The sequence below is a fragment of the Streptosporangium sp. NPDC002721 genome (assembly GCF_042888905.1).
GTDB lineage: Bacteria > Actinomycetota > Actinomycetes > Streptosporangiales > Streptosporangiaceae > Streptosporangium.
This window is the reverse complement of sequence record NZ_JBIAQI010000040.1, coordinates 1-23686: the sequence shown is the minus strand read 5'-3', so window position 1 is coordinate 23686 and position 23686 is coordinate 1. Positions and strand designations below refer to the sequence as shown.

Below are 23686 nucleotides of genomic sequence, written 5' to 3'. Positions count from 1 at the left end.
GGCGGTACCGCGCCCTTCGTCCGAATGGACGGCCCTCTCCCGGGTAGCCGGAGGCGATGGCGACTTATGGCTTTCATTCCTCACACGAGCAGATCCATCCGGCAGAGCTGCTGAAGGCGGTCACGCGGGCCGAGCAGGCGGGCTTCGGGGCGGCGATGTCGTCGGACCACTTCTCCCCGTGGAGCGAGCGTCAGGGGCAGTCGGGGTTCGCCTGGTCCTGGCTGGGCGCGGCGCTCCAGGCCACGAACCTGCCGTTCGGCGTGGTCAACGCCCCCGGCCAGCGCTACCACCCGGCGATCATCGCCCAGGCGATCGGCACCCTCGGCGCGATGTACCCCGGGCGCTTCTGGGCCGCCCTCGGCTCGGGCGAGGCGAGCAACGAGCACATCACCGGCGACCGCTGGCCGCGCAAGGAGCTCCGCATGCGGCGGCTGCGGGAGTGCGTCGACATCATCCGGGCGATGCTGGCGGGGGAGGAGGTCAGCCACGACGGCCTGGTGACCGTCGACCGCGCCCGGCTGTGGACCCGCCCCGACACCCCGCCGAAGCTGGTCGGCGCGGCGGTGAGCGCCGAGACGGCCCGCTGGTGCGCGGAGTGGGCCGACGGCATGATCACCGTTGGAGGGGACGTCGACCGGCTGCGCAAGGTCATCGGCGCCTACCGGGACGCCGGAGGTAAGGGCAAGGTGGCGCTCCAGGTCCACCTCAGCTGGGCCGAGAGCGACGAGGAGGCGATGGCCATCGCCCACGACCAGTGGCGGAGCAACGTCTTCGCGGCACCGGTCAGCTGGGACCTGGAGACAGCGGAGGTCTTCGACGTGGTCTCCGCCGACGTCTCACCGGAGAAGGTGGCCGAGGGCGTCAACGTCTCCTCCGACCTGGGCTGGCACGCGGCCAGGATCAACGAGTACGCGGAGCTGGGGTTCGAGGAGATCTACCTGCACCACGTGGGCCAGGAGCAGGCCGCCTACATCGACGCCTTCGGCGCGAAGGTGCTTCCCCAGCTGAGCTGACCCCGTCCCGGCGCCGCTTCGACGTCCTGTCGGCGTCGTGGCGACGTCCTGTCGGCGTCGTGGCGGCGTCGTGGCGGCGTTGTGGCGGCGTTGTGGCGGCGTTGTGGCGGCGCCGGTGCGCGGCCGGAGGGGCGGGTTCCCGGGCCGGGTACGAGGGGGCCGGGTTTCCGGGCGGCGGGGTTCCCGGGCGGCGGGGGCGGGGTCCGGGGACGCGGGGTTCCGGGCGACGGGGGCGGGGCCTGCCCGATGGCCACCGCCTCCGGGTGCCGAACGTCATGACATGCCGCCAAAGATCATGATTTAAAGCCGATCTTCCTCACTTCGCACGACATGTGATGGAAACAATTAGGGAGAAAGCAATTCACAGATGTAGATGAGTGTTCTACATTTGTCATGGGAGCGCTCCCATTCGAAGGAGGCGCGGTGTCTCTCCAATCCGACTCATCCGCGGCGTCACTCGACGTCGCCCCCGAGTACGAAGGCGAGTGCCTGCTGCCCGCCGTTCCCACGAGCGTGCGCGACGCTCGCGCGCTGGTCCGCCGGGAGCTCTCCCTGTGGGGCGCGGGCGACCTCGTGGACGACTGCATGCTGATCGTCAGCGAACTGGTCACCAACGCCGTCAGGTACGGCGGCGCCGCGTGCGCGCTGCGGATCCAGGGCTGCGGGAGCTTCGTCCGCGGCGAGCTCTTCGACCCGGGGGAGGGGGCTCCCCGCGTGTGCGCCCGCGACATGGAGGCCACGGGCGGCCGGGGGCTCCAGATCGTCGACTCCCTCGCCGACGACTGGGGGGTCGCCCATCCCCCCTCCGGAGGAAAGATCGTCTGGTTCGTCCTCGGTCTTCCCGCCCCCGCCCGCCCCTGTCCCGCCGTCGCCCCGGTCCTGCAGTTCAAGTAGGCGTGTCCCCCGAGGCGCCCGATCGTTCGGCGCGTTCGGCCCGGTCGTCCGGTATGTCCGGCCTGGTCGGCGGCCCGATCGTCCGGCGCGCCCGGTTTGTCGGGTGGCCCGGTCGTCCGGCGTGTCCGGCTCGGTCGTCCGGCGTGCCCGCTCTACCCGGCGGTCCGGTCGTCTGGCGTGCCCGGTTTGCTCGGTTTGCTCGGTTTGCTCGGTCTGCTCGGTGGCCCGGTCGTCCGGCCTGTCCGGCGCTCCTGGGTGCTTACCGGTACCCGGTGTCGCGGTGAGGTCGTGGTCCCTCCTGCCGGGGGCGGGTGTGCCGCCGCGCCGTCCGGCCCCGTAATGTGCGGGACGGCCAGACCCTCAGGGAGAGAAACGCATCATCCATGACGTATGACCACACCCGCCGCGCCTGCTACACCGGATATGTCACCCAGGCCATCGTCAACAACCTGGCTCCCCTGCTGTTCATCGTGTTCCAGACCCGCTACCAGCTGCCCCTGGAGATGCTCGGCCGCCTGGTGCTGCTCAACTTCGTCACCCAGCTGGTCACCGACATCGTGGCCGTGAGGTTCGTGGACCGGACCGGTTACCGCGTCCCGCTGGTGCTGGCCCACGTCCTGGCGGCGCTGGGGCTGGTGCTGCTGGCGGTGGCCCCGGCGGTGTCGCCCTCCCCGTACCTGGGACTGTGCGTCGCGATCGTCGTCTACGCCGTCGGCGGCGGTCTGCTGGAGGTGCTCGTCAGCCCCGTCGTGGACGCGCTGCCCAGCCCGCAGGAGGGCAAGGCCGCGGCGATGAGCCTGCTGCACTCCTTCTACTGCTGGGGACAGGTCGCGGTGGTGGCGGGCAGCACGCTGCTGCTGGCCTGGATCGGCCAGGACGCCTGGCAGATCCTGCCCGTGGCCTGGGCGCTCGTCCCGCTGGTCAACATGGTGGCGTTCCTGCGGGTGCCGCTGCCCGCGACCGTGCCCGACGAGCACCGTACCTCCCTGCGGGCGCTCTTCGGCGCTCCCGCCTTCGCCGCGGCCGTCGTGCTGATGCTCTGCGCGGGCGCGGCCGAGCTGACCATGTCGCAGTGGTCCTCCCTCTTCGCGGAGGAGGGGCTGGGCGTCTCCAAGGTGTGGGGCGACCTGGCGGGCCCGTGCCTGTTCGCGGTCCTGATGGGGATCGGCCGCATCGTCTACGGCCTGTGGGGCGAGCGGATCCCGCTGGTACCCGCGATGGCCTTCTGCGGCGCGCTGGCGACCGTCTGCTACCTCGTCGTCTGCCTGTCCTCCAACCCGGTGATCAGCCTCGTCGGCTGCGCGGTGTGCGGCCTGGCCGTCAGCCTCCTGTGGCCGGGGACCTTCAGCCTCGCCGCGGCCCGCTTCCCCCTCGGCGGCGCGGCCATGTTCGGGGTGCTGGCCGTCTTCGGCGACGCCGGGGGCGCGGCCGGTCCCTGGATCGCCGGGGCCGCCGCGGACGCCTCCTCCGCCGCCGGAGGGTTCCTCACCACCCTGTCGGCCGCGCTCCCCGACGACGGCGGCTCCGGTCTGCGCACCGGCCTCCTCGTCGCCACCGTCTTCCCGCTCGCCGTCGTCGCCCTCACCCTCGCGTACGGCATCCGGGGGCGGGGCGCGGCGGGCGTGACAGGGACAGCGGAGACGGCGACGGGCGGGACGGCCGGTGAGGCGGCGGGTGAGGTGGAGCGTCCGATCGGCGGGTGAGCCGGACGGGAGATCGGGACATGACATCGGGGCATGACATTCCCTTTTCATGGGCACCTCGTATCCCAGCGGCACCGCACACCTGAGGAGAGTTCCACCATGATCCCGGCACCCACGGACTCTCCGGCGCGTGCCGGGTTCTCCGGGACGGCAGGGGCTGGAACCCCGGGGCGTGTGGCTCGCGAGGGCGCGGCCGGGAGGGCCGGGGAGGCCCTGGGGCGTGCGATCGAGGCGATACCGCTGGTGGACCACCATGTCCACGGTGCCCTCGACGGCGACCTGTCACGGAGGCGGTTCGAGGAGCTGATCACCGAGTCCGACCGGCCGGTGCCCGCCTGGATGACCCAGTTCGACTCGCAGCTCGGTTTCGCCGTGCTGCGGCACTGCGCGCCCGTCCTCGGTCTCGGCCCGCACCCGGACCCGGAGACCTACCTCGCCCGCCGCGCCGAGCTCGGGGCCGCCGAGGCGAACCGGCGCCTGCTGGCCGCCGCCGGGGTCGGCCACTTCCTCCTGGAGACCGGCTACGGGAGCACCGGCCACGAGGGCGGGGAGATCCTCGGCCCGGCGCCGATGGCGGCCCTCACGGGGCGGCCCGTCGAGGAGGTCGTCCGGCTGGAGTCGGTCGCCGAGGGGGTCGCCGCGGAGGGGACCGGCGCCGCCGGGTTCGCCGCCCGCTTCGAGGAGGCCCTGTGGGAGCGCAGCCGTACGGCGCGCGGCCTCAAGAGCGTCGCCGCCTACCGGTACGGGCTCGACCTCGACCCCGCCCCGCCCACCCCCGCCGAGGCGGAGGCGGCGGCCGGGCGCTGGCTGCGCGAGGCCGAGCGGACCGGGACGATCCGCCTCGACGACCCGGTGCTGCTGCGCCACCTCATCTGGACGGGCATCGGGCGCGGGCTGCCGCTCCAGTTCCACATCGGGTACGGCGACCCCGACCTCGACCTGCGCCGGTCCGACCCCCTGCTGCTGCGCGGCCTCATCGAGCTCGCCGAGCCCAGGGGCGTCCCCCTGCTCCTGCTGCACTGCTACCCGTATCACCGCAACGCCGGTTACCTCGCCCAGGTCTACCCGCACGTCCATTTCGACGTCGGGCTGGGAGTGAACCACACGGGGGCGCGCAGCGCGGCCGTGGTGGCCGAGAGCCTGGAGCTGGCGCCGTTCTCCAAGATCCTCTTCTCCTCGGACGCCTGGGGCCCGGCGGAGCTCCATCACCTGGGAGCCCTGCTCTGGCGCCGCGCGATGACCCGCGTCCTCGGGGAATTCGTCGCGGACGGCGAGTGGAGCGAGCCGCAGGCGGTCCGGGTCGCCACCATGATCGGCGCGGGGAACGCCCGCCGCGTCTACGGCCTCGGAGAGACCGGGTGACCGGGTGACCGGCCCCGGGGCCGGTGACGAGAACGACCATCACGCACCATGAGAACGGCGCCCATGCACCCATGCCACCCAGTACCACCGGAACGGCACCAAGCACAGCAAGAGGGAGATTCATGACCGGCACTCACGTCCGCGTACTCGCCGCGCTCGCCGCATCCGCCGAGGAGGACGCGTGAAGGTCGACCAGAACGCCCAGCGCTTCGGGGAGAGGCGATGAAAGAGATCCACGAGCGGCTCCGCGCCGCTCTCCACGCCGAGCTGCCCGCGGCCTTCCAGCTGCGGCGCGAACTGCACGCCGAGCCGTGCGTGTCGGGCAAGGAGGAGCCGACGCTCAAGCGCGTGCTGGACGCGCTGCCCGAGGGCGAGGCGTTCGAGCGGGTGGCCGGGACCGGCGCGCTCCTCCGCGTCGGCGGCGAGGGCCTGGCCGTCGGGGTGCGCGGGGAGCTGGACGCCCTGCCGATCCCGGAGGAGACGGACGTGCCCTGGGCCTCGCGCAACGGCGCCATGCACGCCTGCGGCCACGACGTGCACCTCGCTGCCCTGGTCGCGCTGACCAGGGCGGTCGACCGGGTACGGGCACCGGCGCCGATGGTCGCGGTGCTGCAGCCGCGCGAGGAGACCCACCCCTCCGGCGCCCGCGACATCGTCGGCTCCGGCGCGCTCCACAGGAACCGGGTCGGCGCGATGATCGCGGCACACGTCCAGCCGGTGCTCGGCGCCGGTGAGACGGCCTGCACCCCCGGCGCGGTCAACGCCTCCTCCGACGAGTTCACCGTCACCGTACGGGGGCAGGGCGGGCACGCGGCCTACCCCCACCTGTCCCGCGACTCGGTCCTGGCGCTCGCCCAGATCATCGTGGCCGCGCAGCAGCTCGTCAGCCGCGACGCCGACCCGATGACGCCGACCGTGGTCACCTTCGGGACCGTGGCGGCGGGCAGCGCCCCCAACGCGATCCCGGGGCAGGCCTCCGCGCGCGGCACCCTCCGTACGATGTCGGAGCCGTGGCGCCAGCAGCTGCACCACCGCTTCCGCGAGATCGCCGAGGGGGTCGCCCGCGTCCACGGCTGCGAGGCGGAGGTGCGGATCACGAACGGGGAGCCGGTGCTCGTCAACGACGCCCGCCTCGCCGAGGAGACCGGCTGCATCCTCGTCGACGTCGCCCACCACATGCCCGCCACGCTGCGCTCCTGCGGTGCCGACGACTTCGCCCACTTCGCGTCGGTCGTCCCATCGCTGATGATGTTCGTGGGCACCGACACGGCCTCGGGGCTGCACAGCCCGCACTTCCTGCCCGGGGACGAGACCGTGACGGCGGTCGCCGAGAGCCTGCTCGCCGCCTACCTCGCCGCCGCGCGGGTGATCGGCGCGGACGGCTGAACGGGCGTTTCGCGTCACCGGCTGTGCGGGGTACGCCGGAACGTCCGGCGCGTGCGCCGGGGGTGTGGCGATCGCCGATGTGGGTGAGACCGGTCACCGGGGGGTGGCCGGGGCCCGCGCGGGGGTGAGGTGCGGACGATCACGACTTTCCGCTCCCCGGACGAAGGCGTCCGGTCACGCTTCCCGGCCGGTGGCGTCCGGCCACGTTCACCGGCTGGGGACGTCCGGCTACGTTCCCCGGACGGTGGCGTCCGGCCACGTTCGCCAGCCGGGGGCGTTCGGCTACCTTCCCCGGACGAAGGCGTCCGGCTACGCTCCCCGGACGGGGACGTCCGGCTCCCGGGCGGCGGTCGTTCGGGGCGGCGGGCTCAGTCGAGCCGGAAGGTGTCCTTGAACGTCTCGACGTGCCTGCCGGCCTCGGCCCACTGCCCGGCGGGGGTGAAGAACCAGAACATCCCGGCGCCGCCGGAGTCACGGATGACGCACCGGGCGTAGAGGCGGTGGGGCAGGTTCGACGCGCTCCTGTGCGCGAAGCCGAACTCCAGCTCGGCGCCCCTGCCCCCGGCGACGGGGACCGCGCGCCGGGCGAGCTCCCGGTAGGAGCCGGGCGCGAACATCTCGTCCTGGAGCGCGTCGCGCAGCTGGTCGAGGATGTCCTCCGGTTTCCTGGTCTCCTTCCTCTTCGGATCCGCGAAGACGCCCAGGTACCAGGAGGAGGGGGAGAGGACGGAGTCTCGGGGGCGCTGCCAGTCGACCTGGTCCGGGTCCTTGTCCTCCCCCTTCGTCCAGCCGTCGGGTACGGCGATGGAGAATCCGCGCCGATCCGTGTGCAGGGTGAAGCCCGGCGGCAGCGGGTCCCGGCCGGGGGAGGCCGTCAGGTCGCGAGAGGGTTCGCCGGAGGCCGTCGATCTTTCACCGGGGTCGGCGGAGGCCGTCGCGCTGCCGCCGGGAGTGGTCGTCGGGGGGCTCCCCAGCCCCAGGGTGTCCGGCGACCAGATCACCACGGCGGCCACGGCGGCCGCCAGCAGCACGCAGCCCGCGGCGACGGCCATGGGCACGCGGGGCGACGGTCGCCGGGGGTCGCCGGTCCGGACCCGGTCCATCGGAGGCATCGGGTCGCTCACGCCGGAGGAGGCCCTGCGGACCCGGTTCACCGGGAGCGGCCGGTCGCTCACACCGGAGGAGGCCCCCCGGGCCCGGTCCACCGGGGGTGGCAGGTCGCTCACGCCCGAGAGGGCACCCCGCCCGCGTCCAGCGTCGCCCGCCGTGCCCGGGTCCCCGGCGGGACGCGGGTGCTCCTCCGGGGCTCCGGTGGCCACCGGCGTGAGCAGCGACGCGGCGCGCTCGGCGGTCAGCCGCTCGGCGGGGTCCTTCTCGAGCAGGCCCTCGATCACGGGAAGGAGCCGGTTCGCGTACCGGGTGGGAAGGGGAGGCTGGTTGAGGATCGCCGCGATCGTGGCCACCGGGCTGTCCCGGTCGAACGGCCTGCGCCCCTCCACCGCCTCGTACAGCGTCACGCCCACCGACCACAGGTCGCAGGCGGCCGAGGCGCGCGCGCTGTCGAGCTGCTCGGGCGCGAGGTAGGGGATCGTGCCCAGCAGTTGTCCGGTGTCGGTCAGGTCGGTGGTGTCGTGGACGGCCGCCGCGATCCCGAAGTCGGTCAGCATGACCCGGTCGCCCGCGAGCAGGATGTTGGCGGGCTTGACGTCCCTGTGCACGATGCCCGCGGCCTCCGCCGAGACCAGCGCGGAGATCACCCGCAGTCCGATCCACGCCGCCCTGGCCTCGGCCAGCCGCCCCTCGTCCTTGATCACCTTCGCCAGGGACGGTCCCTCCACCAGCTCCATGACGATCCACGGGCGGTCGTCCTCCTCGACCACGTCGTAGACGGTGACGATGCCGGGATGGCCTCGCAACGTGGCCGCCGTGCGCGCCTCGCGGAGCGTCCGGCGCAGCCGCCGCTCGCGATCCTCGGGGGTCAGCCGGACGGGCAGCGTCACCTCCTTGACCGCCACGGTCTGGTGGAGCAGCTCGTCCCGGGCTCGCCAGACGACGCCCATGCCGCCCGCCCCGAGGGGGGTCAGCAACCGGTACCGGCCCGCCAGCACCCGCGACGGGTCTTCCGGAACGTACGAGGGATCTTCCGGCATGCGAGCGAACCTACCGTTCGGAGGGGGCGGGCGGCGGTGTTCGGGGAGGGGACGCTGTTCGGGCGGGCGGTGGCGTTCCGACGGGTGGCGCGGTGTCCGGCGGAAGGGCGGACGGGCGGCGGTCGGTGTCCCGTGGCGGGGCCGGTATCCCATCGCAGGGCCGGTGTCCCGTGGCGGGGTCAGTAACCCGTGGCGGGGTCGATCACTCCCTCCAGCGGGCGGCCCGCGCGCAGGTTGCGCACGTTGCGCTCGACCCGCTCGCAGAACATCCGCGCGACGTACTCGGCCGAGTCGGCGCAGTGCGAGGTGATGAGCACCCTGGGATCGGCCCACAGGGGATGCCCGTCGGGGAGCGGCTCGGGGTCCGTCACGTCCAGACCGGCGGCGGAGATCGTTCCCGCGTCGAGGGCCTCGACGAGCGCGCCGGTCTCGATGTGCGCGCCGCGCGCGACGTTGACGACGATGGCCTGCGGTGGCAGCAGCGCCAGCTGGGCGGCGCCGACGACGTGCCTCGTCTCCGGCGTCAGGGCGAGGGCCAGGACCAGGACGTCGGTCTCGGGAAGCACGGCGTGCAGAGCCTGGGGCGGCAGCGTCTCGTCGGCGCCCTCGACCTTCTCCGGGCGGCGGCGGATCACCCGGACCCGGCACCCGAACGGCGCCAGGAGGCGGACGAGCTCGGTGGCTATGCCGCCGCCGCCGAGGATCGTGACCCTCCGGCCGTGCAGCGACCGGGGATCCACCGGGCACCAACCGGGCGTCCGCGCCTGCAGCGAGAGGTTGCGCAGGCAGGCCAGCGCCAGCGTCAGCGCGTGCTCGGCGACCTGCCCGGCGAACGACCCCTTGGCGCAGCTGAAGACCACGGGACGGCCGAACACCCCCGAGGCCGTGAACTTCTCCACCCCCGCCCAGGGGAACTGCACCCACCTGATCCGGGGATGGGCGTCCAGCGTCGCCCCGAGCAGCTCCGGCTCGCCGGGGATCATCCACACCAGGCCGTCGGCGTCGGCGAGCGGGACGTTGGTGCCGCCGCCGCGGGACACGGCCTCCTCGATCCCGGGCCGCCGCCGGTCGAGGTCGATGTCGGAGGAGCCGAGACGGCCGTGGGACGTCCCCACCTCCGCGGAGGGGGCTATCGCGATGCGGGCTTCCATGGACGACATTGTGTCGTAGACCCCCTGCCGCGTATCACCGGCCCGAGGGGAGATCCCACCTCGTGGATCACTTCCCTGAAGTCCGGGAGTGGCGCGGGAATTGCCCGATATCACGTGGGCACATGAAAAGCCGGGGCATGGACGCGCGACGCATTCGACGGCCAACTCCGACGCGAACCGACCCGATCGCGGGGCCGTGACCTGGAGGAACTCTCGCCCACGACGACGGGACTCCGAGAGCGCTACATTTTCCTGGGGAAGACGGGGCGTTTCTGGAGGGCGAATCGTTTTGGGCAGAGGAACGATCATCGGTGGCCGTTACGAGTTGGATCCCATGTCACGTCGTTCCGGAGGAATGGGAGAGGTCTGGTTCGGCTACGACAACCGCCTGGATCGGCAGATCGCCATCAAATTCATCAAAGCCGAAAGGTTTCCCGACGGTCGCCGGGACGAGGAACTGGCCAGGCGTTTCGTACGCGAGTCGCGGATCACCGCCCGGCTGGAACACCCCGGGGTGCCGACCATCTACGACTGCGGGCCGCACGGTGACGACCTCTACATGGTCATGCAACTCGTCAGGGGGTGTTCCGTCGCGACGCTGCTCGACGAGACGGAGGTGCCCGTGGCGTGGGCCGTGGCGATCGCCGCCCAGGTGTGCTCGGTCCTGGCCGTGGCCCACGCCAGCTCGCTCGTCCACCGCGACCTCAAACCGGGCAACCTGATGCTCTGTCCCGACGGCACGGTCAAGGTCCTCGACTTCGGCATCGCCGCCGCGCTCGCCTCCACCGACACGGCGAACCTCACCAGGACGGGCGAGGTGCTCGGCACACCGGCCTACATGGCGCCGGAGCAGGCCATGGCCGGGACCGCGGGACCGCGGAGCGACCTCTACTCCCTCGGCGTGATCCTGGACGAGATGCTCGCCGGGAGCAACCAGTTCGCCGCCCCCACCCCGCTGGCCGCGATGCGCAACCACACCGACGTCACGCCCCGGCCGCTGCGCGCCAGGAGGCAGGACGTCCCCGAGGGGCTGGAACGGCTCGTCCTGCGGCTGCTCGCGAAGGCGCCCGAGGACCGGCCGGCGAGCGCGGACGTCGTCTATGAGCGGCTGCTCGACTTCTGCCGCGAGCTGCCGCCCTTTCCCGGCTACGTCGACCTGGACGCGTCCCATCCGGTGCGCATGTACGCCACCGTCCTGGGAGGGATCTCCTCCCGGCGGGCCGACAACCGGCGGCCCTCCCATCCGGTGCGGCCGGCGCGGATCAGGCGGGCCGCGGGACTGGCGCAGATCGAGCGGGCCGACATCGAGCGCGCCCGCAAGGACGCCGACCTCCTCAAGGCGGAGGCACGGTTCGGCCAGGCGGCGGACCTGCTGGCGGAGGTGGTCGGGCCCGCGGCGGGCTCCTTCGGCTCGACGAGCTCCGCGGTGGTCGACCTGCGGATCGAGCTCGCCGAGGCCCTCTTCCTCGGCGGCGACTACCGCCGGGCGGCGCCCGAGTTCCAGCGGCTCGCGGCCGACGTCGCCAGGGTGGAGGGGCCGGACAACAACCTCGCCCTGCGGTGCCGGTTGATGGAGGCGGGGTGCCACGCGGCGATCGGGGAGACGAACCTCGCCCTGGCCCAGCTCCGGCGGCTGCTGGCCGACGAGAGGCGGTTCGGCGCGGGGGAGGAGCGGATCCTCGAACTCCGGCGCCAGATCGGGATGGTGGAGCTCGACGCGGGCAACAGGGGGCGGGCCAGACGGCTGCTCGGCGAGCTGCTGCCCGACCTCGAACGCAGGTACGGCCCGTACCACCACAACGCGGGAGAGGTCCGCGCGATCCTCCAGGGTCTCAGCGACCGCTGAGGCCCCGAGAACGAGCGGGACTCACCGGCCGCCGATCAGCTCGTACGGGGGCCGGAAACGGTGAGGCGGCCAAAGAGCCGTGGAATTTTCTCGCTTTTTTGTGGAGAGAGCCGTTGTGGTGCGAGCTTTCACGAATGGTATTCCGTCACGGTCCGCCGGCCGTTTTCGAGCCGCGTCGCGGCGGGGCCGGCGGCCTCACCGGCCGGAGTGTCGTCACCGGGTCGCGGCGGCGCGTCGAAAAGGTTCACGAATCGAGTGGCACGGGCTTTCCTTGATTCGGGCCGCGCGGACCTTCGGCCGGCAACGCATAATGTCCGTACGGGAATCGGGGGATTCTTTTACGGGGAGTGATATTGAGTATGTTCGGAAGGGGTCTCGCCGCGTGCGCGGGACTGCTGCTCGGCGCGACACTGCTGACGGCTCCCTCGGCGGCCCTCGCCGCGGACGAGCCCGTTCCGGTGCTCGCCTACGGCATGGACGAGGGCGCCGGCACCGTCGTCGCCGACGCGTCGGGTCACGGCAACACCGGCACCGCCACCCGCACCACCACCTGGAGGGACGGGAAGTACGGCAAGGCCGTCGACGTGACCGCGGGAGGGAGCAGGGTGGTCGCGAACGACGCCCCGTCCCTGCGCCTCACCTCGGCGGTGACGCTGGAGGCCTGGGTCAACCCCCTGGCCGGGGGAAACGGGAACACGATCGTCGGCAAGGGCCCCTCCTACCGCCTCGCGGCCTCCCTGGGGGCCGTCCAGACCACGGACATCCACCAGATCGCCAGGGGAGTGCTGCCCCCGTACACCTGGAGCCATCTCGCCACCACCTATGACGGCCAGGTCCTGCGCCTGTACGTCAACGGCGCGATGGTGGCCTCCAAGCCGGTTCAGGGTGCCGTCACGGTGACCACCGCCCCGTTCGTCGTCTCCCAGTGGGGAGGCCTCGTGGACGAGGTGAGGGTCTACGACACGGCGCTCAGCGAGGCCCAGATCAACGCCGACATGACCACACCGGTGACCGGCGGGGCTCCGAACAGCCCGCCGACCGCGCTGGAGGGCCTGACCGCCGTCCCCGGACACGGCAGGGCCGCGCTCTCCTGGCAGGCGAGCACCGACGACGTCGGGATCACCGGCTATCAGGTGCACAGATCCACGTACGCGGACTTCACGCCCTCGGCCTCGACCCTCCGGGGCACCGTGACCTCCACCTCCTACGCGGACGTCCTCCAGTCCCAGGGCACGTACCACTACCGCGTGGCCGCGATCGACACCTCGGGCCAGCTCGGACCGCTGTCCGAGGCGGTGTCCGCCCAGGTGATGGCGCCCGACAACCCTCCCACCCCGCCCTCGTCGGTCTGGGCCCTCGGCCATGGCGGGTCGGCGGCCGTGTGGTGGAGCAACCCCTCCGACGACCGTGGGCTCAGCGCCTCGGAGGTCCACCGGTCGACGGTCCCCGGCTTCACCCCGTCGGCCGCGACCCTGGTCGCCACGATTCCCGAACCCTCGACGTGGGAGCATCTGGACCCGGTGCCGGCGGTCGGCACGTACTACTACCGGATCGTCATGGTGGACCGGATCGGTCAGCGCAGCGCGCCGTCGCGGGAGGCGGTGGTGACGACCCGTCCCGAGGCCGACCTGTCACGGACCCTGGCCCTCGCCTACGGGATGAACGAGGGCACCGGCACGACCGTGCGGGACAGCTCGGGGAAGGGCAACAACGGCACGGCCTTCGACGCCGCCTGGGCGGACGGCAGGTTCGGCACGTCCATGCGGTTCTCCGGTGATGTCAACAGCTCGATCGAGACACGGCCGTCCACGTCACTGGGGATGACCGAGGGTATGACCGTCTCCGCCTGGGTCAACCCCTCCCAGGAGGTCGAGACGGGGCAGGCACTGCTCACGTGGAGGAACGCGGAAACCGAATTCAGGGTGTACGCGTCCTCCCGGGACCCACGGGGTCCTTCTGTCGTGGCTCTTGACAACGTGTCGAGCCACGGGACCGTGGTGGCGAGCCACCGCACCTTGCCCATCGGGGTCTGGAGCCATCTGGCGGTCACCTACGAGGAGAGCACCTTCGCCCTTTACATCAACGGGGAACCGGCGGCGGTACGGAGGCTTTCCTTCCACCCGACCGACCACACGGCATCCTTCTGGGTCGCGGGCTCGACCGCCGACCCCTTCGACGGCAAGATCGACGAGGTCAGGGCACACACCGCCGCCCTCAGCCCGGCTCAGATCAGGACCCTCATGGAGACCCCGGTCCCCTGACGAGAGGCGAGGTACGGTCCGCGCCCGCGCGGGCCGTACCGTCACGGCCGGTACGGAGACGGCGCCGGAAACGGTCGACGCCAGGGAAGTCGTCGTCCACAGGACATGATTCCGCCGTCACCGGTCAGTTCGTACGGGTGTTGGGGAGGTGCTCGCCCAGGTAACCGATCCAGATCTTGCCGGTGGCGCCGCCGGAGTCGTCGTGGAAGTACATCCTGGGCGCGGGGTAGCCGACGGGCCGGAGCTTGACGTGCGACTCCATCAGGACCTGCCCGCCCGGACTCACCTCGGGCGGTACGGCGAAGGTCCGGCGGTCGCTGAACTTGGAACGGGTGACCACTGTCCTCGACTCGCGCATGGACAGCATCCCGGTGGGGATGGTGAGGCGGCCGGAGGAGCCCTGGGAGCACCACTCGTAGAAGCCGCCGGAGAACCTCCCGGCCGACCGGGCCGCCGCGAAGTCCTCCAGGGCGCGCAGGGAGTCCCAGGCCTTCGCCGCCCACGTACGCGACTGGGCGGGGTGGTCCAGGTCGAGCCGGGCGGCCGCGGCGTCGGTGTCGCCGACGACGATGTGGCGCAGGCTCTCGCGGGCCTCGGCCAGGACATCGACCAGGCTGGCGGGCTCGAAGACGGGGCTCTCCCCGGGCACGCCGAACACCGGCCGGCCCGCCTCGGCGAGCCTGCCCTCCAGCCAGCGGACCCGCTCGGTGAGCTTCCTCGCGTTCGTGACGGCCTCGGCGTACTCCTCGGTGAGCAACCGGTGCTCCTCGCGGAGGTTCCCGGTCCCGGCGGCCGGAGGGTCGCTCTCCTGGCCGGTGAGGGAGCCGTTGGTGAGGGGGTCGTCCGTGGGAGGGACGCCCGTGAGGGAGGCGCTCGTGAAAGGGCCGCGGTGCTGTTCCGCGACGATGTCGCGCAGGCCGGAGAGGTGTGCGCCGAGTGTGCGGAGCTCGCGGAGAACTCTGGCGAGGTCGCCGGCGGAGGTCTGTGACGACGTGGCGAGCCCCAGCGCCGTGTCCAGGTCGCCGCGCAGCTCCTTGACCACCATGTCCGCCACCACCTGGGCGATCTCCTCCACCCCGGAGACGCTCTTCCCGGTCTCCCCGGTGTTCCCGGTCTCCCCGGTCTCCCCGGTCTCTTCGGTGTTCCCGGCGGAGACCTCGGTGGAGACCTCGGCGGGAACCTCGGCGGCCCTGCCGGTTCCGCCGGGTGGGGCGGGCACCGGGCGCCGGGTCATGGCCATCATCCGCCGCCGTAGCTCCTCGCGGGCGGAGTCGGTCCTCGCGGGCCGGGCCGCGGCCTCGGCGATCTCGCTCAGGTCGGCACGTCCGGCGAGCACCCGGTAGACGACGTGGAGCGTCCGCTGGACGTCCGGGGGAAGCTCGCGATGGACGGTGTCGCCGACGGCCCCGGTGACGATCCGGTCGAGGGCGGCGTCGCCCTGGTCCCTGATCATGGCGGCGCCCATGGGCGGGTGCCTGCGGGGGTGACGTTCCCCGGCGGGGTCGAAGGGGGCGAGGTAGGTGCGTATCCCGCCGCCGAACACGCCCAGTTCCTTGCCCATCGCCTTGTTGAACCGGTTCTGGGCGCGCAGGTCGGCCAGCCGTACCACCAGGCTCGCGCCGGTCACCGCGCCGGCCAGGTAGTCGGCGTGGGAGCGCGCGGCCTCGGGGTTCTGCGGGTCCACGGACAGGACGAGGATCGGCACCCTCCGGCGGGGCTCGGCCAGCACGGGGACGAACCGGTCCATGCCCTCCTCGTCGAGGACCACCGGGCCGTCCTCCACGTGGACGCCGCCGTCGCTGATGCGCGCGGTGCGCAGGTACGCCGGGAGGAAACCGGGCACGCTCACCACCACCGGTTCGCGCCGCTCCCGCCGTTCCGGCTCGCGTCTCCCGCGCCGGTAGGGCTCCCGCCTCTCGCGGCGCTCCGGCTCGCGCCCCTCGTGCCGGTCCACGGTGACGATGACCCACCCCGTCATGCCCGGCACCGACTCCGCGTAGGTCACCCGCGTCCGCAGGTGCCCCTCCCCGTACGGCTCGTCCAGCGTGTAGCGACCGCAGTCACCGCGGCGTTCCATCGTGAGCCGCGCCCGGCCGGCCTCGGCCTCGACCATCGCTCGCGCCGCGCCCGGAGACGGGAACCCCTTGCGCTCGACCCACTCCGAGAAGGTACGGCGCAGCCGGATCGAGATGGGGGCGGCCGGGTCGCGCAGCACCGCCTGATATAACCGCGTCACTTTCGACGCCATAGTCACGACACCTCATTGTCACAACCTGGGGGATGTACGGCTCATGTCCGATAAATGGACGCCAGCCGTACGGGGTTGGATGTCAGCCAGGCTCCGCCGGTTCCAGCGGGTGCGCTTTTTGCACCATAAATGGTGTTCAGTGCTGAATTAAGCGTGCATAAGACGTAAATCGGTGCAGCGGGCGGGGGTGTTGCCGCGATCGGCCGACTTTGTCGCCCCCAGTGTGACGACCTGCCGGGCCGGTGTCGCGGTCTTTCCATCAGATCGCCGCTCAGCGGGCACCCGGGTGCCCGACTCCCGGTGTCGCGGGAATCCGTTCGCCGGCTTCCACGGGACCGGCCGACGGGAACGTGCCGGTGGACCAGATGAAGTTCATCAATATGATGTTTTATGCATTATGTTCGTTATTTAGCGGGCTGAAGGACTGCCTGTTCGACCCGTGACACCCCGTGACACGCGCGGGGAGTCAGCTTTCCCGAGGGGCGTCAGGTCTCCACGCCGATGCGTACGGGACCGCCCGCGGGGTCGATCCCGGCCAGCAGGCTCGCCGGGACGCGGAACACCCGGCCGGGGGCCGCGGGCCACCACAGCCGCCTGCGGGCGACGACCTTTCCCGCCTGCCGCAGGACGACGCGGGGGAACGGGATATAGCGGTCGCTCCACAGCAGGAGCCGGTGGCGGGCCGGGGCGGGGTCCCCGGGGCGGAAGATCTCCGGCGACACCCAGCGGAAGGGCGTGTCGGCGAGGAGCCGCATCTGTTCGGCCGGCGGCGTCCTGCCGTCCAGCCAGGCGACGACGGAGCCGGCCACGTGGGCGCCGTCGAGCGCCGCGATGTCGGCCGTGTCGACCGGGTGGAGCAGGTTGCCCACGGCGAACACGCCGGGCTGGTCGGTCCGCAGCGCGCCGTCGACCAGGGGGCCGTTCGTGCCGGGGTCGAGGGCGATCCCCGCGGCGCGCGCCAGCTCGTGGTCGGGGATCCAGTCACCGGTCAGGACGAGCGTGTCGCACGGGACGACCCGCCTTTCGCCGGTGTCGATGTTCTCGACCTCGACCGCTTCGAGCTCCGGCCGGCCGATGATCCTCGTCACGCGGGTGCGGGTGGCGACCCGGGTACGGAAGAGGAGCCGGCCCGGGACGCTGAAGAGGGCGTAGGAGTCCGCCCGCTCGTACTCGGTGGTCATCAGGACGGTCCGGCAACCGGCCGCGCGCAGGGTGAGCGCGGCCGACCAGCTGACGAGCTCCGCGCCGGAGATGACGGCCCTCCTGCCGATCCTGCCGTTCCGCAGATGGACGATGTTCTGCAGGTGGCCGGTGGTGTAGACGCCGTGGGCGCGGTCCCCGGGGATGAGGCGGGCCGGGCGCGGGCGCTCGCGGGCACCGGTGGCCAGGACGACGGCCCGTGCCTCGACCCGGATGCGGCCCGTCGGGGTGGTGGCCTCGATCGCGTGGTCGCCCGCCCAGTTCGTCACGGTGGCGTCCGTCCGGATCGTCGCCCCGGCGGCCTCGGCCAGCCGCACGAGCCTCCTGGCGTAGGCGGGCCCGCTCAGGAAGCGTCTCATGTCCCTGATCCCGTAGCCGGGATGATCGCTGTGCCGGGGGATGCCCCCGGCCGTACCCTCCCTGTCCAGGACGAGCACCTCGCCGTCGACCCTCGGCGCGAGCTCGCGGGCGGCGCTCAGCCCGGCCGGCCCGCCGCCGACGATGACGACGGCCGGGGTGAGGGTGGTGAGGCCGGTGACCGTCATCGGCGGGCCTCCAGGGATGCGTGCGGGTGCCCGCTGGTGCTGTCACCCTTGCGGGCCAGCAGTTCCCCGACCTCGGCGCCGCAGAGGAACCCCTGGCAGCGCCCGTTCAGCGCCCGGGTGCGGCGGCGGAGCCCGTCCAGGCCGGCCGGCGGGATCGGCGAGCGGAAGGCGTCGCGGATCTCACCGGCGGTCACCCGCTCGCAGAAGCAGACCACCTTGCCGTACGCGGGGTCGGCGGCGATCCGGGCGGCGTCCTGGTACGGGCGCGGGTACGCCTCACCGAGGTTGGGCATGCGGGGCGGTTCCGGCAGGTTCTCGCGCGGCACGAGCGCCAGGCCGGCGTCGCGGGCCAGCTCGGCGACGTACCCGGCGATGGCGATACCGGCGGTGAGGCCGGTCGAGCGGATCCCGCCGACCAGCACGTAGCGCCGCTCCGGGTCGGCCTCGACGAGATAGTCCGGGTGGTCGCTCGCCGCGCGCAGACCGGCGTAGGTCGCGGTCACCTCCTCGCGCACCAGGCCGGGCATCAGCCTCTCGCCCCTGCTCAGGAGGAATCCCAGCCCCTCCTCGGAGGTCCCGGTGTCGGTACGGTCGGTGAGGTCCTCGGCGGTGGGGCCGAGCAGCACGTTGCCGTAGACGGTCGGGCAGATCAGCACGCCCTTGCCCCAGGGGCCGGGCACCGGCAGAACGATCTTGTCGACCAGCGGGCGGGCGAGCTTGTCGTAGACCAGCAGCTCGCCGCGCCGCGGCGTGACGGTGAAACGGTCGTGGCCGAACAGCCGGTCGACGACGTCGGCGCCGAGCCCGGCCGCGTTGACGACCCAGCGGGCGCGCACGTCCCCGCCCGAGGTGCGCAGCACGGTCACGTCGCCAAGCTGTTCGACCGCCCGGACCGCCCGGTTCAGCAGCAGCGTCACCCCGCGGCCGACGGCGTCGGTGGCCAGGGCGAGGTTGGTGGTCCAGGTGCAGACGATGGACTCGTCCGGGACGGTGAGGCCCCCCAGGGCTCCCGCGCCCAGGCAGGGCAGTTGCCGGTACACCTCGCCGGGGCCGACGATCTCCGTCTCCCCGTACCCGTTGCGCTCCGCCCTCTCCCGCAGGCCCGGCAGCGCGGCGAGCTCCTCGGCGTTCCAGGCCACCAGCAGGGCCCCGGTGCGCTCGACGGGGATCCCGGTCCGCGCCGCGTAGTCGGAGAGCAGGCGGTAACCCTCGCGGACCAGCCGGGCTTCGAGCGTGCCGGGCTTCGCGTCGAACCCGGTGTGCAGGATCGCGGTGTTCGCCTTGCTCGTACCGTCACCGACGTCGTCCCGCGCGTCCAGCAACGCGACGCTCAGCTCGTACGCCGCCAGCTCCCTGGCGACGGCCGACCCGACGATCCCGGCACCGATCACCGCCACGTCGAACACGGCCGGCGCGGCGGAGGACATCATGGTGTTCACAGCGCTCCCTCCCGGGGCAGGGCGGCGGCGACGGCGTCCCTCCAGCGGGATCGGAAGCCGGCCGCCCGGTCCGCGGACCACCGGGGCTCGTACGTCGTGCCGGGTTCCCACGCGTGCACCGCGTCCTCAAGGGAGAGCGAGGGGTCGAGCGAGGCGCGGGCCAGCGCCACCGCGCCCATCGGGGTGGCGTGCGGGGAGGGGTAGACGTCGATCGGGATCCGCGTCAGGTCGGCGACCGCCTGCATGAGGACCCGGCTGCGGGTGAGCCCGCCGTCCACCCGCAGCCGGGTGAGCGGCCGCCCGAGGTCGGCGGCGACGAGTTCGCACAGCTCGGCGACCTGCGCCGCGATCCCCTGGAGGACGGCGAGCACGAGGTGCCCGGGACCGGTGGAGAGGGTCATCCCGCAGAACGAGGCCCTGGCGTCGGGACGCCACCAGGGGGCGGCCAGGCCCGCCAGCGCCGGGACGCACAGCACCCCCTCGGAGTCGGCCGCCGCGACCGCGTCGAGGTCCGCGGCGCTGCCGACGAACCCGAGGTCCCGCATCCACCGTACGGCGGAGGCGGCCGTGTAGACCTGGCCGTCGAAGCAGTACGAGGTCTCCCCCCTGACCCGCCAGGCGACCGAGGCGGCGAGCCCGGCGGTGGAGCGCACGGCGGAGGTGCCGGTGTTGGCGAGCAGGAACGCGCCGGTGCCGAAGGTGCACTTCGCCTCACCGGCCCGCAGGCAGTTCTCGGCGAGCAGCGCCGCCTGCTGGTCGACCACGAGCCCGGCGACGGGGACCCGCCCGCCGAACGCGGAGGTGTGCCCGACCACCTCGTCGCACGGGACGACGCGCGGCAGGCACTCCCCGCCGAGCCCGAACAGCTCCAGCAGCTCCGGGTCCCACCCGGCGTCGTCGAGCCGGGTGACCAGCGACCGTCCGGCCGTGGTGACGTCGGTGACGAACTCCCCGGTCAGGTGGTGGACGATCCAGGAGTCCGAGGTGGTGACCACCCCTTCCCCGGTCACGTTCCGGCGCAGCCACGCCATCTTCGGCGCGGAGAAGTACGGGTCGAGGACGAGCCCGGTGACGCCGGCGATCCGCTCCCCGTATCCGGCCAGCTCCGCGCAGATGCCCTCCGACCTGCGGTCCTGCCAGACGACGGCGGGGGAGAGGGGAGCGCCCGTCACCGGGTTCCAGGCCAGCACCGTCTCGCCCTGGTTCGCCAGCGCGACGGCGTCGACCGGCACCCCGGCCCGCGCGACGGCCCGGCGGCCCGCGTCGAGGACCGAGTCGAGGAGCTCCGCGGGGTCCTGCTCGACCCCGCCCCCCGGCAGGTAGGCGGGGCGGACCGGCAGCTCGGCGAGGCCGAGTACCTCGCCGCCCGCGTCGACGACGATCGCCTTGGTGGCGGACGTGCCCTGGTCTATCGCCAGCACGGTGCTCACCTCTGCGTACCCTTTCCGCGCTCGACCTCGGGGGCGTTCGTGACAGGTTCGATCTTTGGGGTGTTCATGGCAGGTTCGATCTTGGGGGCGTTCATGACGGGTTCGGCCTTGGGGACGTGCATGGCAGGTTCGACTTTGAGGGCGTTCATGACAGGACGACCGTTCCGCCCCCGCGGGTGAAGGCCTCCCGGATGGCGGGCGGCGGCTCCGCCTCGGTGATCAGCCCGGCGAGCTCCCCCAGATCGGCGACCCGGTGCCGGGCGACCAGCCCGAACTTGCTCGAATCGGCCAGCACGTACGAGCACGCCGCGTTCCCGAGGATGATCCTCCGCGTCGCGATCTCGTCCAGGTAGTAGTCGGTGAGCCCGGCCGACGCGTCGACGCCCCCGGAGCCGAGGAACGCGATGTCGGGGTTCAGGTCCGCGAAGAACGCCTGGGCGACCGAGTTCGAGACCGCGAGATCCCCGGCCCTGAGCCTGCCCCCGCAGACGAGGACCTCGACACCGGGCCGTTCGGCCAGCTCCGCCGCGACCAGCAGGGAGCACGTGGCGACGATCCCGGAGAAGTCCGGCGGGAGCGCCCGCGCCACCTGCACGGCGGTGGTCCCCACGTCGATCACGACCGTCTGGCCGGGACGCGCCAGGCCCGCAGCGGCCCGCCCGATGCGCCGCTTCGCGTCCGTGGCGGTCCCGGCGCGCTCGGCGAACGGGGCCTCCTCGCCCGCGGCCTTCCCGAGCGCGATCGTCGCGCCCCCGTGGACGCGCGCCAGCGTCCCCCTGAGTTCGAGCAGTACGAGGTCACGGCGGATCGTCTCCGCCGACACGCCGAGCTCGCGCGCGAACTCGTCGGTGCTGACGACCCTGCGGGCCCGAAGCGCCGCCCCGATCCGCGAGTGCCGCTCGGCGGGCAGCACTACTTGACCACTTTTGTGGGTATTTGTGGACCCATAGGGGAAAGCATGCGCCGACGTCAGGGCCCGGTCAATGCACCCCTGTCACATTCGGATTCTTTACCCTGCCTCGAGGAAACGGTCGTAAGCCGTCAGGGGGACGGAGGGGCTTCCTGGCTAACGGGCACTGTGCGCGTGGTGATACGCCTCCACCACGTCTTCGGGAAGACGGCCACGGTCGCCGACGGCATACCCCTGAGTGCGAGCCCAGGTGCGGATCCGCGGCGTGGTCGTGCCCGCCGGGGAAGAGCCGCCGCGGGGTGATTCGTTCAGGGTTCCGATCGGCGATTCGTTCATGTCACTGGAGTCGCCGTCTTCGAGCCCGTCCCAGCCATCGTTTCCCGACAGGGACAGGGCACTCCACGATGAGGATGTACCGGTCTCATCTCCAGGGCTCTCCCCTGGTGAGATGCCTCGTCGGCCGAGTTCGGCCCAGAGAGACTCCATGGCCGTCTGAGGATCGAAGTAGAACTCGCTCTCCCGGATACGCCAGAATCGCCACCCCGCGCGTTTGAGTTCGCGCTCCCGGTCGAGGTCCGCTTCTCGTTGTTGCGGGGTGCCGTGCCAGAAGTCACCGTCACATTCGACCGCGAGGCGCCCCTTGGCGCCGCTCACCACAAGGTCGATCCGGCGACCGTTGACCTCCACCTGGGGAACGACGTTGTATCCGCGTTCACGGATACGGAGGAACACCCGCTGCTCGAAGAGCGAGTCGAACTCCGGATGAGGATCGCTGGGGGTCACATCGCTCAACGATGCCGTGAGCAGTGTCGCGGGCGGGTTCAGCATGTAGCCGAGAAACGATCTGCGAAGGCACGCCGGTGAAAGGAGATCTGGGCTGACGGAGTGAAAAAGCCACATCTGATCCTTGGCCCGTGAGGCAGCCACGTTGAACCTGCGTTGCCATTCGGTGCTCGTCACCGCGGAACGCCTCTCGGCGATCACCATGGAAAGGAATATCACGTCGCGTTCGTCACCTTGGAAGTCGGGAGGTGTACCGACTCGCAGGCGCAGCCTCTCCCAATCCCTGGTATCCAGCCGATCGAGCAGCATGTTGTGAATCAGCAGTGTCTGCCCGGTGCCCTGCAGCACGACGACACCGAATGTCTTGTCCTTATAGGCCGGATCCTCCACGCAGGTGAGGATCCGGTCCACGATTGCTTCGGCCTCCACCACGTTGCGCAGCCGGGTCGCCGATCCCTCGCTCCGTGCGCCGGTGACGCGCACAACACGCAGTGGCGGCAGCCGGTCGGCACCGAACTGCCGGAGTGGTACCAGCGGTTCGTCCGCGTAGAACTGGCCGGAGGAGAAGTTAATGATCTCCGGCATACATCGGAAATGCTCCTTGAGCCGCAAGACCGTGCCGAATCTCGTCGCGAGCAGGTCGAAGAGACTCGACTTGGGAGTGAAGGCGTCTCGGAGGTAGGCGGGCAGGTCCGGGAGGTACGTCGACAACTTCGCGAAAATTGGCTCAAGCTCACCGTGGGTCACGGTTGAGGGGGCACACTGCTTGTCGTCGCCGACAACGATGACACGAGGTGCGAGCCAGAGCAGGAAGAGCGCTTCGATACCCGCCTGGCTGGCCTCGTCAACGATGACGACGTCGAAGGAGTCGCGGATCGGCGGGATCGTCTCCAGTACCTGCTGGATCGGCATGATCCAGGCGGGAACCGCGTCACGGGCGTGGTGCATGGCCTCGCGCGCGAGGGACTGAAACTTGCCGGCGTATCGTCCGGTGCCCTTTCCCAGTTTGCCAATGTGATCCTGGTAGGCCCGCAGCGCCGTTGTCTGGTGGGGGTTCATTCGGCTCAACGCCGCCTGTCAGGCCTGTTCGGCGGCGAGTTCCGCGGTCAGGCGCATCTCCCGCGCGGTCGCGGCTTCAAGCTCGGCCTCCAAGCGTTGCTCGAGACCTGGTCGGCGCTGCTCGGCGAAGAACGTTCGCGCTTTGGCCCATGCCCAGGCGCGGTCCCATGTGGAGAAGTGCGGCTGCCACGTTCGTGCCTCCACCAGCAGGCCTAGGGCCTGTACGGGCTTTGAATCTTTAGATGGGTTGAAGGCTTCGGAGCCACACGATGGCTCCGCGTAGATGAAGGCCCGCGAGGTAGCTTT

The 23686-nt window shown here is 71.9% G+C and carries 16 protein-coding genes; 7 read left to right on the top strand and 9 right to left on the bottom strand.

The window, feature by feature from the left end:
* The first annotated feature begins 56 nt into the window (after positions 1–56).
* From ACFYWM_RS39805 to ACFYWM_RS39785, 5 genes are all read left to right on the top strand, one after another.
* A complete protein-coding gene (locus tag ACFYWM_RS39805; RefSeq protein WP_389925472.1) occupies positions 57–1013 on the top strand; it encodes a TIGR03885 family FMN-dependent LLM class oxidoreductase in 957 nt (318 codons plus the stop codon).
* 423 nt (positions 1014–1436) lie between these two features.
* Positions 1437–1907: an ATP-binding protein gene (locus ACFYWM_RS39800; RefSeq protein WP_389925469.1), complete on the top strand. Its 471-nt coding sequence runs from the start codon at positions 1437–1439 to the stop codon at positions 1905–1907.
* A gap of 383 nt (positions 1908–2290) precedes the next feature.
* Positions 2291–3610 carry an MFS transporter gene (locus tag ACFYWM_RS39795; RefSeq protein ID WP_389925466.1) on the top strand — a complete coding sequence of 440 codons (1320 nt, stop codon included), beginning with the start codon at positions 2291–2293 and terminating at the stop codon, positions 3608–3610.
* Between the two features lie 174 nt (positions 3611–3784).
* Positions 3785–4972 carry an amidohydrolase family protein gene (locus tag ACFYWM_RS39790; protein WP_389925463.1) on the top strand — a complete coding sequence of 396 codons (1188 nt, stop codon included), beginning with the start codon at positions 3785–3787 and terminating at the stop codon, positions 4970–4972.
* Between the two features lie 222 nt (positions 4973–5194).
* Positions 5195–6358 carry a M20 family metallopeptidase gene (locus ACFYWM_RS39785; protein WP_389925460.1) on the top strand — a complete coding sequence of 388 codons (1164 nt, stop codon included), beginning with the start codon at positions 5195–5197 and terminating at the stop codon, positions 6356–6358.
* A gap of 368 nt (positions 6359–6726) precedes the next feature.
* Here ACFYWM_RS39785 and ACFYWM_RS39780 read toward each other — a convergent pair whose 3' ends face one another.
* Together ACFYWM_RS39780 and ACFYWM_RS39775 are read right to left on the bottom strand one after the other, a co-directional pair.
* Positions 6727–8508, bottom strand: a complete 1782-nt coding sequence (locus tag ACFYWM_RS39780; protein ID WP_389925457.1) for a protein kinase — start codon at positions 8506–8508, stop codon at positions 6727–6729.
* Between the two features lie 179 nt (positions 8509–8687).
* Entirely contained in the window at positions 8688–9659 is a 972-nt protein-coding gene (locus tag ACFYWM_RS39775; protein ID WP_389925454.1) for a D-isomer specific 2-hydroxyacid dehydrogenase family protein, read from the bottom strand.
* A gap of 355 nt (positions 9660–10014) precedes the next feature.
* On the opposite strand from ACFYWM_RS39775, the gene ACFYWM_RS39770 reads away from it, so the two are divergent.
* Entirely contained in the window at positions 10015–11505 is a 1491-nt protein-coding gene (locus ACFYWM_RS39770) for a serine/threonine-protein kinase (RefSeq protein WP_389925452.1), read from the top strand.
* Between the two features lie 359 nt (positions 11506–11864).
* Positions 11865–13766, top strand: coding sequence for a LamG domain-containing protein (locus ACFYWM_RS39765; protein ID WP_389925450.1), 1902 nt, complete (start codon positions 11865–11867; stop codon positions 13764–13766).
* Between the two features lie 124 nt (positions 13767–13890).
* On the opposite strand, the gene ACFYWM_RS39760 is transcribed toward ACFYWM_RS39765, so the two are convergent.
* The 7 genes from ACFYWM_RS39760 to ACFYWM_RS39730 all read right to left on the bottom strand — a co-directional run.
* On the bottom strand, positions 13891–16014 hold the full coding sequence (locus ACFYWM_RS39760; protein WP_389925448.1) for a hypothetical protein: 2124 nt from the start codon (positions 16012–16014) through the stop codon (positions 13891–13893).
* Positions 16015–16499: 485 nt separating this feature from the next.
* On the bottom strand, positions 16500–17759 hold the full coding sequence (locus tag ACFYWM_RS39755) for an NAD(P)/FAD-dependent oxidoreductase (RefSeq protein WP_389925445.1): 1260 nt from the start codon (positions 17757–17759) through the stop codon (positions 16500–16502).
* The gene (locus ACFYWM_RS39750; RefSeq protein ID WP_389925584.1) at positions 17756–19189 is read right to left on the bottom strand and encodes an NAD(P)/FAD-dependent oxidoreductase; all 1434 of its coding nucleotides are present in this window, start codon (positions 19187–19189) and stop codon (positions 17756–17758) included. The genes ACFYWM_RS39755 and ACFYWM_RS39750 overlap by 4 nt, the downstream gene beginning before the upstream one ends.
* A gap of 5 nt (positions 19190–19194) precedes the next feature.
* Positions 19195–20628, bottom strand: a complete 1434-nt coding sequence (locus ACFYWM_RS39745; RefSeq protein WP_389925442.1) for an FGGY family carbohydrate kinase — start codon at positions 20626–20628, stop codon at positions 19195–19197.
* Between the two features lie 145 nt (positions 20629–20773).
* On the bottom strand, positions 20774–21541 hold the full coding sequence (locus tag ACFYWM_RS39740; protein ID WP_389925441.1) for a DeoR/GlpR family DNA-binding transcription regulator: 768 nt from the start codon (positions 21539–21541) through the stop codon (positions 20774–20776).
* Positions 21542–21694: 153 nt separating this feature from the next.
* The gene (locus tag ACFYWM_RS39735) at positions 21695–23380 is read right to left on the bottom strand and encodes a histone-like nucleoid-structuring protein Lsr2 (protein ID WP_389925439.1); all 1686 of its coding nucleotides are present in this window, start codon (positions 23378–23380) and stop codon (positions 21695–21697) included.
* 18 nt (positions 23381–23398) lie between these two features.
* A partial coding sequence (locus tag ACFYWM_RS39730; RefSeq protein ID WP_389925436.1) for a hypothetical protein occupies positions 23399–23686 on the bottom strand: 288 nt, incomplete at its 5' end.

Coding starts and splice junctions, on each gene's coding strand:
- ACFYWM_RS39735 (WP_389925439.1), bottom strand. CDS start 23,380: ATGAACCCCCACCAGACAACGGCGCTGCGGGCCTACCAGGATCACATT.
- ACFYWM_RS39775 (WP_389925454.1), bottom strand. CDS start 9,659: ATGGAAGCCCGCATCGCGATAGCCCCCTCCGCGGAGGTGGGGACGTCC.
- ACFYWM_RS39780 (WP_389925457.1), bottom strand. CDS start 8,508: ATGCCGGAAGATCCCTCGTACGTTCCGGAAGACCCGTCGCGGGTGCTG.
- ACFYWM_RS39770 (WP_389925452.1), top strand. CDS start 10,015: ATGGGAGAGGTCTGGTTCGGCTACGACAACCGCCTGGATCGGCAGATC.
- ACFYWM_RS39750 (WP_389925584.1), bottom strand. CDS start 19,189: ATGATGTCCTCCGCCGCGCCGGCCGTGTTCGACGTGGCGGTGATCGGT.
- ACFYWM_RS39805 (WP_389925472.1), top strand. CDS start 57: ATGGCGACTTATGGCTTTCATTCCTCACACGAGCAGATCCATCCGGCA.
- ACFYWM_RS39765 (WP_389925450.1), top strand. CDS start 11,865: ATGTTCGGAAGGGGTCTCGCCGCGTGCGCGGGACTGCTGCTCGGCGCG.
- ACFYWM_RS39760 (WP_389925448.1), bottom strand. CDS start 16,014: ATGGCGTCGAAAGTGACGCGGTTATATCAGGCGGTGCTGCGCGACCCG.
- ACFYWM_RS39755 (WP_389925445.1), bottom strand. CDS start 17,759: ATGACGGTCACCGGCCTCACCACCCTCACCCCGGCCGTCGTCATCGTC.
- ACFYWM_RS39795 (WP_389925466.1), top strand. CDS start 2,291: ATGACGTATGACCACACCCGCCGCGCCTGCTACACCGGATATGTCACC.
- ACFYWM_RS39785 (WP_389925460.1), top strand. CDS start 5,195: ATGAAAGAGATCCACGAGCGGCTCCGCGCCGCTCTCCACGCCGAGCTG.